The sequence below is a fragment of the Mesorhizobium sp. WSM4829 genome (assembly GCF_055811475.1).
In genome coordinates, this window is the sequence record NZ_JBVVQJ010000030.1 from 1 (window position 1) to 15,314 (window position 15,314).

Sequence of the window (15,314 nt, forward strand, 5' to 3'; positions counted from 1 at the left end):
CACGGGGCTGCGCGGCGGACACGCCAACGTCACCGCTGAATGCCACGCCATTTTTGCAGAACTTGACGCACACAACTGCTGGATCGGCGGCGCGGCGCCCGGCTCCTTGCAAAGCCTGAGCAAGCCGACCGGGGTTCTGGCCTATCGCCCTCCCGACTAGAGCGGGATACGTTCAAATTGAACCCCGCTCCATCTATTTGTCTTACCCGCATTTCTGCGATGCCAAGTGATCCCACTTGGCTGCAAAATGCGCACTGCTGACTGGCAGCCTTGGGGCCGGAAGGAGACTGGCAGGTTCTGGAGAGCGAGGCCAAGAAGGCAGACTTACGCGGTAAGCCGCGCCGGGCATCCGGTGAATCACAGCTCCAGAGGCGTGTCTTGGAAGTATTTTCCGGGAGAGGCACCGAAGGCCGCCCGAAAAACCGCGATGAAGGCGCTGGGGCCTGAGTAGCCGAGTGCAAAAGCGATGTCGCCGACGCTTCGGCCACCGGCGAGCCACTCCACCGATTTCAGCAGTTTCGCCTGCTGTCGCCAGGCGCGGAAACTCATCCCTGTCTCAGATTGGAAGTGACGCTGGAAGCTACGTGGGGACATGGTCGCACGTGACGCAAGCTCATCGAGGGGCCAATCTGCGCCCGGCTCATTCCGCAATTCTGCGGCGATGTCCCGGAGGCGTTCGGATGCCGGCAACGGGAGAGACAACGGTGCGACCGGACTCGTCTGGAGCTGGTCGAGAATGACTGCCACAAGTCGTTCGGCGCGGAGGCTGCCTGCATCCGCGCGAGGTATTTCCAGAAACGCCAGGATTAGCTCGCGCAGGAGCCGCGTCGTACCGATCACGGAGACTTCCGGTGACAGGCTCGCCACGGCGTCGGGGCGGAAAAAGAGATAGCTGCGCTCCGTCTCCTGCAGGTAGGTCACCTCGTGGAGGACCCCGGACGGCACGAACACGGCGCGTTCGGGCGGGATGATGAAGTAACCCCGCTCGGTCTCCAGCCTCAGCGAACCCCGCACGATCTGGAAAAGCTGCGCCCGGTGGTGCGTATGAAAAGCGTAGGTCCGCCCGGCGGGCTCTGCTCCGCCCTGAGCGACAGCGGTATGCGGATAATCTCCGAACCCGTCTTCCGGCAAATGAACGTTGATCAGGTTGTCGCGGGCAATCATGGCGGCTCAGAGACATAATTTGTCAGACTGCCGATAACACGTCTGACGGCAATTCACTAGGTTGGCATTAACTCAGCACAACTTGGACGAAGGTCATGACACTGGAATTCCAAATAGCCGAAATCCCGGAGCGCCTTACCCGCGGCCTTCTGACGAAGCTACCAGCTTTGAGGTTCGGAGCCTCCGTCGTTGTGGGCTGGTGGCAACGGAGCGAGACCGAACACGCACTACACCGACTATCGGATCGTGATCTGGCGGACATAGGTATAGCGCGTCGCGATATTCGCGAGTTCGCTTGGACTGGCACCGTCGCAGCCAGCGAGCGACGAAATAGATCACCGGCCGCTGCCATGGATGCGCTTGCCTGCGGGGAATCCCATGCCCCGAGCGGATGGGTGGAAGCCCTCGCTGATCCCTTTCGCGACGGCTCACGAATTAATGCGATGTCCACGAAGCCGCGGTCAACGCGATAGCGCCGTCGGTCTTGAAACAAGCGTTACCAGAGAGGCAGACAGAATGCATGATGACGGGCTTTTCGACGAGAAGATCGCTGCGACCTACGATGATGATAAAGGCATCTCTGCGCCAGAGGTGATCGAGCCGGCCGTTGATCTCCTGGCCGAGCTCGCAGGAGGCGGGCGCGCCTTGGAATTCGCGATCGGAACCGGACGTATCGCCCTTCCTCTCGCGCGGAAAGGGGTGCAGGTGGAGGGCATCGAGCTTTCGAGGCCGATGGTGTCTCGCCTTCGCGCTAAAGAAGGAGGCGCGGAGATATCGGTAGCGATCGGCGATATGGTAACGACGGATGTCGCGAGACGGTTCTCACTCGTCTACCTGGTTTTCAATACGATAAACAACCTGACATCGCAGGACGCTCAGCTCGCCTGCTTCCGGAACGCAGCCGCGCATCTCGAACCTGGTGGACACTTCCTGATTGAGGTCGGCGTGCCACCGCTTCAGCGGCTGCCGGTCGGCGAGACGATCCTGGCGTTCGACCACGGCGAAACGCATTGGGGCGTCGACGAGCACGACGTGGTGAACCAGAATTTCTCGTCCCATCACATCTGGCTCCATGACGGAAGCTATGAGCGATCCTCAGTACCGTTTCGTTATGCCTGGCCAGCTGAATTCGACCTTATGGCGCGACTGGCTGGTTTAAGGCTCAAAGAGCGTTGGGGCGGCTGGAAAAAGGAGCTGTTCACGCAGGTCAGCGATAAACATGTCTCCGTCTGGCAGAAGGTTGAAGGTTAGGACGCGTGGAGCGAAGCGTCATCACCCTCGTCCGCAACGCGCCGATGGGAAGCCGGCCGCTTTCAACGCCATGCCGCAGCAGGCAACGAGAGCATCTCCTGCATCTTGGGCTTTATCGTTGGCGTGTCCGCTTTAGGATCTGTTGAAGCCAGCCCAAACGACCGACATTAGGCGCTAACCTGCCGCTCCGCTCCCCCACGGGCCATGGAAAGCGCCCGGCCCGTCGATGCGTTCGAAGCCGTGCGCGCCGAAGAAATCGCGTTGCGCCTGAATCAGGTTCGAGGTGCCGCGGCCCTGGCGGTAGCTGTCGAAATAAGCAAGCGCCGACGACAGCGCCGGCACCGGCGAGCCAGCCTCCGACGCCCTTGCCACGATACGCCGGAGCGATGGATGCGCCTCCTGCATCATCGCGATGAAGGCCGGTGCCATCAAAAGATTGGTGGCCGCCCCGCCGCTGCCGAAGGCTTCCGCCATGGTGTCCAGCAATTGCGAGCGGATGATGCAGCCTGCCCGCCAGATCTTGGCGATGGTCGGCATCGGCAGGTTCCAGTTGAACTCCTTCGATGCGCCGCTCATCACCGCGAAGCCTTGCGCATAGGCTGATATCTTGCCGGCGAACAGCGCCAGTTCGAGATCGCCAAGAAGCGCGTCCTTGTCTGCGGAAATCCTGGTCACGCCGCCTTTGCCATAGGCCCTTTCGGCGGCCAGGCGCTCGTCCTTGATCGACGACAGGACACGCGCCGCCACCGCGGCCTCGATCGCGGTGGCCGGAATGCCGAGCTGCTGCGCCTCGATGACCGACCATTTGCCGGTGCCCTTCTGGCCGGCGCGGTCGAGGATGATATCGACCACCGGCTTGCCTGTCTTCGGATCGTCGGCGTCCAGCACCTTGGCGGTGATCTCGATCAGGTAGGAGTTGAGCCGGCCCTTGTTCCAGCCGGCAAACACCTGTGCGATCTCGTTCGGCCCCATGCTTAAGCCGTCGCGCAAGATGCCGTAGATCTCGGCGATCATCTGCATGTCGGCATATTCGATGCCGTTATGGATGGTCTTGACGAAATGCCCGGCGCCATCGGTGCCAAGCCATGCGGCACAGGGCTCATCCCTGAACTTGGCCGAAATGGCGGTCAGCACCTTTTCGACGCGTTTCCAGGACTGTTCCGTGCCGCCGACCATGATCGACGGTCCATGGCGCGCGCCCTCCTCGCCGCCGGACACGCCCATGCCGATGAAGGTGAGACCCGAATCGGAAAGCTCGGAGAAGCGCCGCATCGTGTCGCGGAAATTGGCGTTGCCGGCATCGATGACGATGTCGTTGGCCGACAATACGCCGCGCAGTGCTGCGATCTGCTCGTCGACCGGCTTGCCGGCCAGCACCATGATGATGATCGGCCGCGGCGGCCGGATGGCGGCGGCGAGTTCCTCCAGGCTGTAGCAGGGAACGACCATATCCCTGAGCGCGCCGGCATTCTCGACGAAGGCGTCGGTGCGTGCCGCGGTGCGGTTGAAAACGGCTATGCGGTGCCCCTTCTCGGCGATGTTGAGCGCCAGGTTGGAGCCCATCGTGCCAAGGCCGATCAGACCGATTTCGGCTTTTTCCATCGTTTCTTCCCTGCTTTCGGATCTTTTTGTTGAGGCGCGATTTGTAGCGGTGCCCATTCTTCTTGGGATGCCATTCTTGTCGAGATGCCAATCTTGCCGAAATGCCAATCTTGCCGAAATGAATGACGGGCCTTCAAGGCCGCGTCAACCGCCTCGCCGAAATGTGTTGCGCAGACTGCCGGCTGGTCCTCATCACCTGATATAGATCGGTGCCTCTATCTTCACGATCTCGAAATCCGAGACGAGAATATCGAGCCGCGCCGTCCATCGGCCCGGGACCGGGACGACGAGATCGTCGACACGCCAAGTACCATCGGCGCGCTTTGTCGCCGCGCGCTTGATCGGCTCGATCCCGGCATCGGGTTTTGACAGCACCAGCGTCACTTGTTCAGCGTCGAGCGGGCCGAAATCTCCGGTCATGATGACGATCGAGGCGGCAACTGGCCCGACATGGCCGGGTGTGATGCTGAGGTCGGCCATCGCCTTCGGCGTGTGGATATGCACCGAAGCCGGCTGCGCCGCTGCGATCGCCAGGGCGCGTGGCGGCGGCGTGAAGCGCCAGCCGGCGGCAACGCCGAATATGGCCAGAACGATCAGCATCTCAATGCCGATCGAGCGGACCAGCCTCTTCTGTACTTCCGTCTCTGCCGCTTCCGCGGGACCGGTCAGCTTCCAGCGGTTGATGGCGGCCAGAGTGAACAGAAACAACAGCAGCGCCAGCTTGACCAGCAGCAGCCGGCCATAGGCGGTCTCGAGCAAAGCTGTGGGCGCCTGCACCTGGATGACGGCCAGCACGAAGCCGGTGGCCGCAAGCACGGCCACGACAGGTAGGATCGCCTGGGAAAACCGGTGCAGGAAAGGCGCGGCCTCGGCCGGCTTCCGCCTGATAGTGAGACCGAGCGGCGCCAGCGCCCCGGCCCAGAACGCGATGCCGGCGCCGTGCAGAAACACCATCGGCCTTGTCAGCCATTGCGGTTCGGCAGCACTTGCATGTCCGCTGGCGGCAAGGGCGGCGCCGACACCGGCCAGGCCGGCAAAGGCAAACAGCTTTGCGCCGCCGCGCGGCCCGACCAGCGACAGCAGGCCAAGCCCGAGCGCCACCAGCGCGACCAGCACTGTCGAGCCGAAGCTGGTGCCGAGCCCGGCCTGCCAGACGCCTGGCTGCGCCAGCCGGACGAACGGTGCGCCGAGCGCGTCCAGTCCCTGCAAGCCGAGCGACAACGGCGCCGCGACGAGGCCGCACAGGATCGCGGCGATGACGAAGCGCCGGCCGGAACGCCCGCCCTTCGCCAGCCAGGCGATGGCAAAGGCGCCGCCGACGCCGAGAAACAGGCCGACATAGAGAAAGACCTTGCCGATCCAGATTGCCGACCTCAGACCCCGGTCGACAGCTTCGGCGACGGCCGGCGCCGCACTCGGCGCGCCGATCGAAAACAGCACCGAGCCGCCGACCGGATGGCCATCGGCGGAGATCACCCGCCAGCTCAGCACATGCGTGCCGGCTCCGAGCCGTTGCGGATTGTCGATGTCGAGCGTCTGGCCATTGAGCCGAAAGGATGTCAGCGGAACCGGCGTTCCATCGGGCCGCACCAAGGTCAGCATCAGCGGTGACACCGGCTCGCTGAAGGTCAGCGAGAACTGCGCGGGGCTCTGCGCCAGCACGGCGCCGTCCGTCGGCTCGGTTGTGACCAGCGCCGCGTGGGCGAAGGCCTGACCTGGCGCGGCAATGGCGGCAAGCAGCACGATCGCAGCCAGCAGGCAGATCGCAAATCGGCCGGTTGCGCAGACCGTTCGCAGCAGGGATGCAGCACTCATGTCACGGCACAAAACAGCGGCGCACTCTTTCGAACAAGGCGCGCCGCCAAATAATCATTGCTTCGGCGCAAGCTTGAGGCCGGGCGCCGGATATTCCAGCGCGTCCTCATCCTGGCCGGCCGCTGGTATCTCGATCCAACGTTCGGCGGCGCCGTCGCATTCCTGCACCACCGGGAAGTAGAGCGTTTGGCCGGCCGGCAGATCCGCCGCCAGTGTCCCGCGGAAGACGAATTCGTCGTAGAATTCGTCCGGCAGGCTGCCGCCGCTCCAATTGACTTCCTTGACGCCGCTGGACACCTCTTGACCATGGAGCTGATAGGATTTCTCGTATCTGCCGTTCTTGACCTGCAGCGTCCAGCCGGCCTTCGGCATCGGCTTCACTGAAATCACTCCCTCCGGGATCTGCACGCGCACGGCGGTCGTCGCCTTGCCTTCACAGCCATGCGGCACGCGCAGGACGGCCTTGTAGGTCGAACCGACCGCCGCCTCCTGCGCTTCCAGCGTAATGTGGGCAAAGGCAGCACTTGTCCCCAGGACGAAAAACACGCCGGCCGACAGAAGATAATTGTTCATGATGGTTCCTCGAGTTTGAATTGAGCGGATCTGGCCGGATCAATTGGCATGGTCGTGCATGCCGCCCGTTTCGCCCATGCCTTCCACCGTGAACTCGACGGCGACCGTGCCAGCCTTTTCGAAGGTCAGCGCAGCGGAAAACGTCTCGCCTTGTTTGGGCTGACGCTTGAGGCCGATAAACATCAAGTGATAACCGCCGGGCGCCAGCGCGACCTTGCCGCCGGCCGGGATTTCGAGGCCGCCGCTGACCGGCCGCATGGTCATGACGCCGTCCTTGACACCCATTTCGTGCAGTTCGGTCCTGTCCGACACGTCAGAGGAGATCGACAGCAGCCGATCCGGCGAACTGCCGGTGTTGGTCACGGTGAAGTAGCCGCCGGCCACTTTTGCGCCAGGCGGTGTGGCGCGCGACCAGGGATGCACGATCTCGAGGTCGCCAGCCCTGAACTCATGCGCGAAAACGGCCTGGGCGCTGACGAACAGCAGGGCGAGGAGGAGTACGGTGACGCCGAGTCGCTCCTCGAAGCTGCGCAGGAAGCGGCTGTTGCGGCCGAGCCGCGCGCGGAAAGTGTGAGACATGATAGCTCCAGGAACTGAGAAATCGCGCCGTCGGCCGGTCGCGAACAGTTTCGATGTTGAACGAATTCGCCCGCGAAATATTCCGCAAGGCGAGCTGGGACGGATCAGGCCGTCACCGGAGGCGCGCGCGGATTCGACGGAGAGCGGTCGCGGGCAAAGTCGAGATGCCTAAACGCCGGCAGCACAAACGCAACGGTTTCGGCCGAAAAATTGCCGGACAGCGTGGCGGCAGCGGGCGGCGGCGCGTAGACAGCCGAAGCCATGCCGCAGCCAGGCATGCAGCAAGCCGGCATGTGCTGCTGGTGCGGATCGCCGCCGGGACGCTGGGCAGCGCCCTCCTGGGTGCAGATGACGTTGCCGAAAGCGTCGCGTTGCGAAGCATCCGGCCCGATGCCGAAGGCGAATGCGCCAAGCACCGACTGGAGCACCAGCAAATAGGCCGCGGCGAATGCCGCCGGCATGCTCCATCGTCTCCGCCGGATATTCAAATGCCTGCCTCTTCACGCAGCAACGGCAAGATATCTAGCACGCGGCCGGCGGTCGGAAAATCGCCAAATCACCACTGCGGCAACGCGGCGCTTTAATGCAACAACCTAAAGCTCGCTACGCTTGCTGGCCTTCTGGAATCGACGTCAGCAGCGTGTGCCGCGCCGACTTCAGATGCTTGCGGCAGGCGGCGTCTACCTTGCCGAGGTCGCGCGATCTGAGCGCCGCGATATAGGCCAGGTGTTCCGCGACCGCCACTTCGTTGCGCTCGCGCTCCTGCGCCTTGTTCCACTGATAGTGGTAGTGGAAGATCATGGCGATGACGTCGTAGAAATCGACGATGAAGCGATTGTGCGACGCGCGGTGGATCAGCCGGTGAAAGCGCTCGTCGAGTTCCGAGAATTCGTTGAAGCGCGTGGCGATCTCGCGCGCCAGCAGGCGATGCTCGTCCTCCAGCAGGTCGAGGTCGGCCCACACCGGGCTGTCTTCCGGCAGCGCGGCGAAGGCGGCGGCCGAGCGCAGTTCGAACATCTCGCGGATTTCGGTCAGTTCCAGCGCGAAAGCGCGGGTAAAGCCTTTCAGCACCCAGTGGCTGTTGCGGCGCTTCTCGATCAGCCCGAAGCGGGAAAAGCGGATCAGGAACTCGCGCACGCTGGTGGTGCCAACGCCGATCTCGCGCGCCAGCTCGAGTTCGTTGATTTGCATGCCGGGCTCAGCACCGCCGGCAAGCAGCCGCCGCATGAAGGAGCGCTCGATGATCTGCGAGAGCGTGTCGGTTTCTTCTTCGGGAAAAAAGTCATCCGGCCGCGGCACGCGCAAAACCGTCTTGCTGCGTTTGTTCCAGGCGATCAGCCCGGTCTCTTCCATGCGCGCAAGGATGGTGCGGATGGTCGTGCGGCTGACGCCAAGCAGGGTGCCCAGCTCGGGCTCCGACGGCAGGCTTTTCGTTTCGTCGAGCAGCCGCAAACCGCGATTGTAGGCGTCCTTGTAGACGTTGTTGCTCTTCGACATCCCCTGCCCCGTTGCGCGCCGGCGCTTGCGGCGGCCGGCTTGAAGCGCGATATGCAGATGCTTCTGGCGCAGGCTCCCAGGAAGCGGAATCGCTTTTCGGAAGTCAGGCCTGGTTCCAGTGTCCGGTCCTCTGCGCATTCACGAGAACGCGCGGCTTCGTCATGAAAAAACAATTGACGCAAAACTGTTTTTTCACGATAAAAGACATTAACCGTTAACAGGCGCGTGTCAATCGCTTGCCGATCCCAGGAACACCCAGGAAACTGCCCGTGAACACCGCAAACAGCATTCTTCTGTCCCCCGCCGACAATGTCGCGGTCGCCAACGGCCGCATCGAGATCGGCGCGGTGCTGCCGGGCGGCGCCGTTGCCACGGCGCTGATCGAACCCGGCCACAAGGTGGCGATCAAGCCGATTGCCGCCGGCGAGGCCGTGGTTAAATATGCCCAGGCGATCGGCCGCGCCACTGAAGCCATTGCGCCCGGCGAGCATGTCCATTCGCACAATCTGGTCTTCGAATCCGGGCGTTTGCCGGTGGTGCCGCCGAGCGAGGCCGTGCACGCCACAGAGGCCGATCGCGCCCGCACCTTCATGGGCTACCGCCGCGCCGACGGCCGTGCCGGCACGCGCAACTTCATCGGCGTTCTCGCCAGCGTCAATTGCTCGGCCACCGTTTGCCATGCCATCGCCGACGAGGCGAACCGGACGCTGCTGCCCAGATATCCGGGGATCGACGGCTTCGTTCCCATCGTTCACGGCCAGGGCTGCGGCATGAGCGCCACCGGCGACGGCATGATGGTGCTGCACCGCACGCTTGCCGGCTATGCCCGTCACCCGAATTTTGGCGGTGTGCTGATGGTCGGTCTCGGCTGCGAGGTCAACCAGCTCACCCTCTATGGCCAGAAGGGCGTCGCCGCGGGAAAGCGCCATTTCAACATCCAGGAAGCCGGCGGCTCGCGCAAATCTGTCGAGAAGGCGTTGGTCGTGCTGGCCGAGATATCAGAGGAGGTCGGCAAGCTTGAGCGTGAGCCGATCCCGGTCAGCGAGATCGTCGTCGGCCTGCAATGCGGCGGCTCCGACGGCATGTCCGGCATCACCGCCAATCCGGCTCTGGGCGCCGCGGTCGACATCCTGGCCGGCGTCGGCGGCATCGGCATCCTCTCCGAGACGACGGAAATCTACGGCGCCGAGCATCTGCTGGCCTATCGTGCGGCGACCCCGGAGATCGCCGCCAAGCTCGATGGCTATGTAAAGTGGTGGGAAGATCATGTCGCCAAGCATGGCGCCTCCATCGACAACAATCCGTCACCCGGCAACAAGCGCGGCGGCCTGACCACCATTTTGGAGAAGTCGCTTGGCGCCGTCGCCAAGGGCGGCCAAACGCCGCTCAACGGCGTCTTCGGCTACGCAGAGAAGGTCGCCGGCCACGGGCTGGTGTTCATGGACACGCCCGGCTACGACCCGGTTTCCGCCACCGGCCAGGTGGCAGGCGGCGCAAACGTCATCGTCTTCACCACCGGCCGCGGTTCCTGCTTCGGCTGCCGGCCGACACCGTCGATCAAGGTCGCCAGCAACTCGACCATGTACCATACGATGGAAGAGGACATGGACGTGAATTGCGGCGTCATCGCCTCGGGCGAAAAGACCATTGCCGGCATGGGCCGCGAGATTTTCGAGCTGATCGTCGACACGGCTTCCGGCCGCAAGACCAAGAGCGAGGAGTTCGGCTACGGCGACAACGAGTTCGTGCCGTGGCACCTTGGAGCGACCCTCTAGAACAGCCACCAACTGACTTAAGACATGGACGGGGCCGGCAAATGGCCGGTGGGAGGCTTTGCATGAAGAAACGCCGTGTCGGCAGCACCGGGCTGGAAATAACCGAGGTCAGCTTCGGCGGCGCGGCGCTCGGCGGGCTCTACCGAGCCTGCCCACGCGAGACGGCGATGCAGACGCTGCAGGTCGCCTGGGATGCCGGCTTGCGCTATTTCGATACCGCGCCGTTCTACGGCTTCGGCCTTTCGGAACGCCGCTTCGGCGATTTCCTGCGCGACAAGCCGCGGGACTCCTACGTGCTGTCGACCAAGGTCGGGCGCCTGTTGCGGCCGGTGCCGGAAGACCGGATTCCGGACCATTCCTATGTTGATCCGCTGCCCTTTGCGCCCGACTACGACTATTCCTACGACGGTATCATGCGCTCCGTCGAGTTCAGCTATGCGCGGCTTGGCCTCAATCGAATCGACGTCCTGTTCGTCCACGACATCGGCGTCTATACGCATGGCGTCGAGAAAACGAAGCTGCATTTCCGCCAGTTTATGGATGGCGGGCTGAAGGCGCTGGAAGAGCTGAAGTCGCACAAGGTCATTTCCGCCTATGGCCTTGGCGTCAACGAGGTTCAGATCTGTCTCGATGTGCTGCGCCAGGCGCCGCTCGACTGCATCCTGCTCGCCAGCCGCTATTCGCTGCTCGACCGCACCGCCGAAGCCGAATTGCTGCCGCTTTGCCGGCAACGGCAGACCTCGCTGATCATCGGTGGCGTCTTCAACTCGGGCATCCTGGCGACCGGCCCGGTGCCGGGTGCGCATTTCGACTACCTGCCGGCCACCCAGGACATTCTCGACCGCGTCGGCGCCATGGAAAAAATCGCCGCCGAGGGCGGCTACCCGCTTGCTGCGGCGGCGTTCCAGTTCCCGCTGCACGAGCCTGCGGTGGCTTCCGTGCTGACGGGCACTGCCAAACCGGCCAATCTGGAACGAAATCTGCAACTGCTCGATATCCAGGTGCCCGAAACAGAATTCGCCAAATATGATCCCTACACGGTCGTTCAGAAACTCGGCTGATGCGCTGCGGCCTTCGCCGGTTGAACGGCGGACGGTGCGATCAGGAGGCGCCCCACCCTATGCTTCAAAAAAGAATGAATATTCCATCTTGACCGGAAGATGGAATTAATATTCCATGAATTTTGGAGAGGATTTGTGGGGTTTGACAATGAGGATCGGCACTCCCTTCCGGTCGAGGCATAGGCAGGACGACACGAAACACCGCTTGCGTCGACCGGACCGATGCACTATCAAAATGCGGTAAATGTTTTTTATTGATAAAGTTCCGTTTGGCCAGCGCCTATCCAAACCGAGCTTCCGCTACGTTCACCGGGCGACTTAGGGAGGAAGTCTAATGAAATTCGTGACCAGCATTCTCAACCGCCGCGCATTCGTGGCGCTCGCCGCCGCCTCGATGCTTGCCGGCGTGATGCATTCGGCGCCGGCTTCGGCGGCGGACGTAACCATTCCGATCATCGTCAAGGACACCACCTCTTTCTACTGGCAGATCGTCCTGGCCGGCGCCCGCAAGGCCGGCAAGGACCTCGGCGTCAACGTGCCGGAACTCGGCGCCCAGGCGGAGACCGACGTCAACGGCCAGATCTCGATCCTTGAAAACGCCGTCGCCGGCAGCCCGGCTGCCGTCGTCATCGCACCGACCGAGGCCAAGGCGCTCGGCAAGCCGATCGACGAGGCAGCCACCAACGTCAAGATCATCGGCATCGATTCCGGCGCCGACTCCAAGGCCTTCACCTCGTTCCTGACCACAGACAATGTTCAGGGCGGCCGCGTCGCCGCTGACGGGCTGGCGGCCGCGATCGGCGAAGCCAATGGCGGCAAAATCGAGGGCGACGTCGCCCTGATCACCGCGCTTCCGGGTGCAGGCTCGCTCGAGCAGCGCGCCCAGGGCTTCAAGGAACAGCTTGCCGCCAAATATCCCGGCCTCAAGCTCATTGCCGACAAATACGCCGACGGCCAGGCCACCACCGGCCTCAACATCGCAACCGACCTGATCACCGCCAACCCGAACCTCAAGGGCATCTTCGCCTCCAACCTGATCATGGCGCAGGGCGTCGGTCAGGCGATCGCCGAGAACAGCCTTGCCGGCAAGGTCGGGCTGATCGGTTTCGACAGCGACGAGAAGCTGGTCAAGTTCCTCAATGACGGCGTCATTTCCGGCCTCGTCGTCCAGGATCCGTACCGGATGGGCTATGACGGCATCAAGACGGCGCTCGCTGCCTCGAAGGGCGAGAAGGTCGAGGCCAATGTCGACACCGGCGCCAACCTCGTCACCAAGGCTAACATGAAAGATCCGAAGATCGACGCGCTGCTCAATCCGAAGCTCGACTGAGCACCGGCATTGGCACACCGTTTCCGGGGCTTTTTGCCCCGGAAACGACCTACACGCGTGCCACTCGTGAGGCCGATCTGGGAGGCCAATCTGGGAGGCCAATTGGGAGGAACGTCATGACGTCGACGGCGCAGGAACTGCATCCCGCCCCAACGCTGGAACCGGGCAGGACGATCCTCGAACTCAAGGGCTTGGAGAAGCGATATCCCGGCACGCACGCGCTGAAGCCGGTTGACCTCGCCTTCAAGGCCAGCGAAATCCACGCCATTGTCGGCGAGAACGGTGCCGGCAAATCCACCCTGATCAAGCTTTTGACCGGCGTCATGCCGCGCACCTCCGGCGACGTCATCTGGGAGGGCAAGCCGGCAGCGCTGGCGACGCCGCATGAGGCGATGGCGCTCGGCATCAATGCCGTGCACCAGGAGGTCGTTCTGTGCCGCCATCTCACGGTCGCGGCCAACATGTTCCTCGGCGAGGAGGATTCCCGCTTCGGCATTCTGCAGCAGCGGGCCATGGTCAGGGAAGCGCAGAAGATCATCGACGATCTCGGCTTCGATCTGCCGGCGCACGTCGTGCTGGGTGACCTGACCATAGGCCAGCAGCAGCTGATCGCCGCCGCCCGCGCCACCGTGCGCGGCACAAAATTCCTGATCTTCGACGAACCGACTGCCTATCTCACCCGCAAGGAAGCCGACCAGCTGTTCACGCTGATCCGCCGGCTGAAGGGCGAAGGCGTCACCATCATCTACATCAGCCACCGCATGGAAGAGGTGTTCGAGCTCGCCGACCGCGTCTCGGTGCTGCGCGACGGCACGCTTGTCGGCACCAGGAACATCGCCGAGACCAACGACGCCGAGCTGGTCAAGATGATGATCAACCGCTCGATCGAGCAAGTCTATCACAAGGAGCATTTTACCCCGGGCGCGACGCTGCTCGAAGCCCGAAATCTTTCCGGCAAGGGTTTTGAAAATGTCTCGATGACGGTCCGTGCCGGCGAGATCGTCGGGCTCTACGGCCTGATCGGCGCCGGGCGCAGCGAGTTCGTCACCACGCTCTACGGCCGTCATCGCAAGTCGGCCGGCCAGATCCTCTGGGAGGGCAAGGAGGTTCAGGTCAACTCCGAGCATGACGCTATCAGGCTCGGCATGGCGCTGGCGCCGGAAAGCCGCCGCGACCAGGGCCTCTGCCTCAACCTGCCGGTCGGCCTCAATCTCAATCTGCCGATCTACAAGCGCATCTCCAGCAATCTGCTGATCTCCAGCGCGCAGGAGAAGGCCGAGGCGGATCGCCAGATCGCCAATCTCAGGATCAAGACGCCGACGCGCAACGCCCTCGCCTCCAGCCTGTCCGGCGGCAACCAGCAGAAGATCGTCATCGGCAAGTGGCTGGCGCACGGCGCCAAGCTGTTCATCTTCGACGAGCCGACAGTGGGCGTCGATGTCGGCACCAAGGCCGAGATCTACCGCCTGTTCAGTGCGCTTTTGTCCAAGGGCGCCGGCATCATCCTGATCTCGTCCTATCTGCCCGAGGTCTATGAACTCGCCGACACGCTGCATGTGTTCCGGCGCGGCAAGCTGGTGGCCACGCATGGTTTCCACACTGCCGACCATGAGGAAATCCTCACCCAGGCGCTGGCCGAGAAACAAGAAAAACCGGGAGGACAGATATGAGCACCGAGGCTATTGCCGCCGAAAGGCCGAAACGCAACTACAACGCCCTGTTCGGGCTGACACTGCTGGCGCTGCTGGTTCTTTTGTGGGTCATCCTGTCGGTGGCGACGCCGAGCTTCGCCTCCGCCAACAACATCTCGAACCTGCTGCGGCAAGGTTCGATGATCGCCATCCTGGCGGTCGGCCAGACCTTCGTCATCATCACCGGCGGTATCGACCTTTCCGTCGGCGCCGTGGTTGGCTTCGCCACCGTCATCGTTGCGATGCTGATCAATGCCGGCGTGCCGATTTACCTCGCCATCCTGATCACCTTGCTGGTTGGCGTCGCCATCGGCCTGTTCCACGGCTTCGGCATCGTCAAGATGGGCCTGCCGCCCTTCATCATCACGCTGGCGACGCTGACCTCGCTGCGCGGCATCGGCCTTTTGATGACCAATGGCAACTCGATCTCGATCAACAACGACGCCTTCCAGCTGTTTTCGCGCAGTTCGTTTCTCGGCGTCCCCAATCTGTTCTGGATGGTGATCCTGGTCGGCATCCCCGCCTACATCTTCCTGCATCACAGCCGCTGGGGCCGGTATCTGTTCTCGGTCGGCTCAAACGCCGAGGCCTCGCGTTTGTCCGGCGTCAACGTCCAGCGCACCATCTACATGGCCTATACGCTGTCTGGCCTCTGCGCGGCTTTTGTCGGCGTGCTGCTTGCCTCGCGCATCGGCATCGGCAATCCGACGCAGGCCGAGGGCTGGGAGTTGCAGGCGATCGCCTCGTCGGTGATCGGCGGCACCTCATTGTTCGGCGCCGTCGGCTCGGTGCACGGACCGCTGCTCGGCGCCTTCATCCTCGCCACTATCAACAACGGCGCCAATCTCTTGAACGTCAATGCCTTCTGGCAGCGCATCATCACCGGCGTGCTGATCATCGTCATCGTCTATTTCGACGGCCTGCGCCGCCGCGGCAAGTAGACCATCTTAACAACCGCCGGCCCGGCGATCGGGCC

At 63.0% G+C, this 15,314-nt stretch carries 14 protein-coding genes; 7 read left to right on the plus strand and 7 right to left on the minus strand.

Annotated elements, in window-relative coordinates; all coding sequences use genetic code 11:
* Positions 1-357: 357 nt before the first annotated feature.
* A complete protein-coding gene (locus tag AC0L17_RS24555; RefSeq protein WP_473517704.1) occupies positions 358-1,164 on the minus strand; it encodes an AraC family transcriptional regulator in 807 nt (268 codons plus the stop codon).
* Between the two features lie 95 nt (positions 1,165-1,259).
* Between AC0L17_RS24555 and AC0L17_RS24560 the strand changes: the two genes are divergently transcribed.
* A complete protein-coding gene (locus tag AC0L17_RS24560; protein WP_236473649.1) occupies positions 1,260-1,637 on the plus strand; it encodes a DUF1127 domain-containing protein in 378 nt (125 codons plus the stop codon).
* 43 nt (positions 1,638-1,680) lie between these two features.
* The gene (locus tag AC0L17_RS24565) at positions 1,681-2,415 is read left to right on the plus strand and encodes a class I SAM-dependent DNA methyltransferase (RefSeq protein WP_473517705.1); all 735 of its coding nucleotides are present in this window, start codon (positions 1,681-1,683) and stop codon (positions 2,413-2,415) included.
* Positions 2,416-2,589: 174 nt separating this feature from the next.
* Here AC0L17_RS24565 and gndA read toward each other — a convergent pair whose 3' ends face one another.
* From gndA to AC0L17_RS24595, 6 genes are all read right to left on the minus strand, one after another.
* Positions 2,590-4,017 (minus strand): NADP-dependent phosphogluconate dehydrogenase, encoded by a 1,428-nt coding sequence (gndA, locus tag AC0L17_RS24570; protein WP_473517706.1) that lies wholly within the window; start codon positions 4,015-4,017, stop codon positions 2,590-2,592.
* 192 nt (positions 4,018-4,209) lie between these two features.
* Complete coding sequence (locus AC0L17_RS24575; RefSeq protein WP_473517707.1) at positions 4,210-5,832, minus strand: copper resistance CopC/CopD family protein; 1,623 nt, start codon at positions 5,830-5,832, stop codon at positions 4,210-4,212.
* A gap of 54 nt (positions 5,833-5,886) precedes the next feature.
* Positions 5,887-6,405, minus strand: coding sequence for a YcnI family copper-binding membrane protein (locus AC0L17_RS24580; protein WP_473517708.1), 519 nt, complete (start codon positions 6,403-6,405; stop codon positions 5,887-5,889).
* A gap of 39 nt (positions 6,406-6,444) precedes the next feature.
* Positions 6,445-6,984: a copper chaperone PCu(A)C gene (locus tag AC0L17_RS24585; protein ID WP_473517709.1), complete on the minus strand. Its 540-nt coding sequence runs from the start codon at positions 6,982-6,984 to the stop codon at positions 6,445-6,447.
* Between the two features lie 104 nt (positions 6,985-7,088).
* Positions 7,089-7,445: a DUF2946 family protein gene (locus AC0L17_RS24590; RefSeq protein WP_287344106.1), complete on the minus strand. Its 357-nt coding sequence runs from the start codon at positions 7,443-7,445 to the stop codon at positions 7,089-7,091.
* Positions 7,446-7,587: 142 nt separating this feature from the next.
* On the minus strand, positions 7,588-8,481 hold the full coding sequence (locus tag AC0L17_RS24595; RefSeq protein WP_473517710.1) for a GntR family transcriptional regulator: 894 nt from the start codon (positions 8,479-8,481) through the stop codon (positions 7,588-7,590).
* 269 nt (positions 8,482-8,750) lie between these two features.
* On the opposite strand from AC0L17_RS24595, the gene AC0L17_RS24600 reads away from it, so the two are divergent.
* The 5 genes from AC0L17_RS24600 (at position 8,751) to AC0L17_RS24620 (ending at position 15,279) form a co-directional block, all read left to right on the plus strand.
* Positions 8,751-10,256, plus strand: a complete 1,506-nt coding sequence (locus AC0L17_RS24600; RefSeq protein WP_473517711.1) for a UxaA family hydrolase — start codon at positions 8,751-8,753, stop codon at positions 10,254-10,256.
* A gap of 62 nt (positions 10,257-10,318) precedes the next feature.
* Positions 10,319-11,317, plus strand: coding sequence for an aldo/keto reductase (locus AC0L17_RS24605; RefSeq protein ID WP_473517712.1), 999 nt, complete (start codon positions 10,319-10,321; stop codon positions 11,315-11,317).
* 334 nt (positions 11,318-11,651) lie between these two features.
* The gene (locus AC0L17_RS24610; RefSeq protein WP_473517713.1) at positions 11,652-12,647 is read left to right on the plus strand and encodes a substrate-binding domain-containing protein; all 996 of its coding nucleotides are present in this window, start codon (positions 11,652-11,654) and stop codon (positions 12,645-12,647) included.
* Positions 12,648-12,763: 116 nt separating this feature from the next.
* On the plus strand, positions 12,764-14,317 hold the full coding sequence (locus AC0L17_RS24615) for a sugar ABC transporter ATP-binding protein (protein WP_473517714.1): 1,554 nt from the start codon (positions 12,764-12,766) through the stop codon (positions 14,315-14,317).
* A complete protein-coding gene (locus tag AC0L17_RS24620; RefSeq protein ID WP_091595434.1) occupies positions 14,314-15,279 on the plus strand; it encodes an ABC transporter permease in 966 nt (321 codons plus the stop codon). The genes AC0L17_RS24615 and AC0L17_RS24620 overlap by 4 nt, the downstream gene beginning before the upstream one ends.
* The last annotated feature ends 35 nt before the right edge of the window (positions 15,280-15,314 follow it).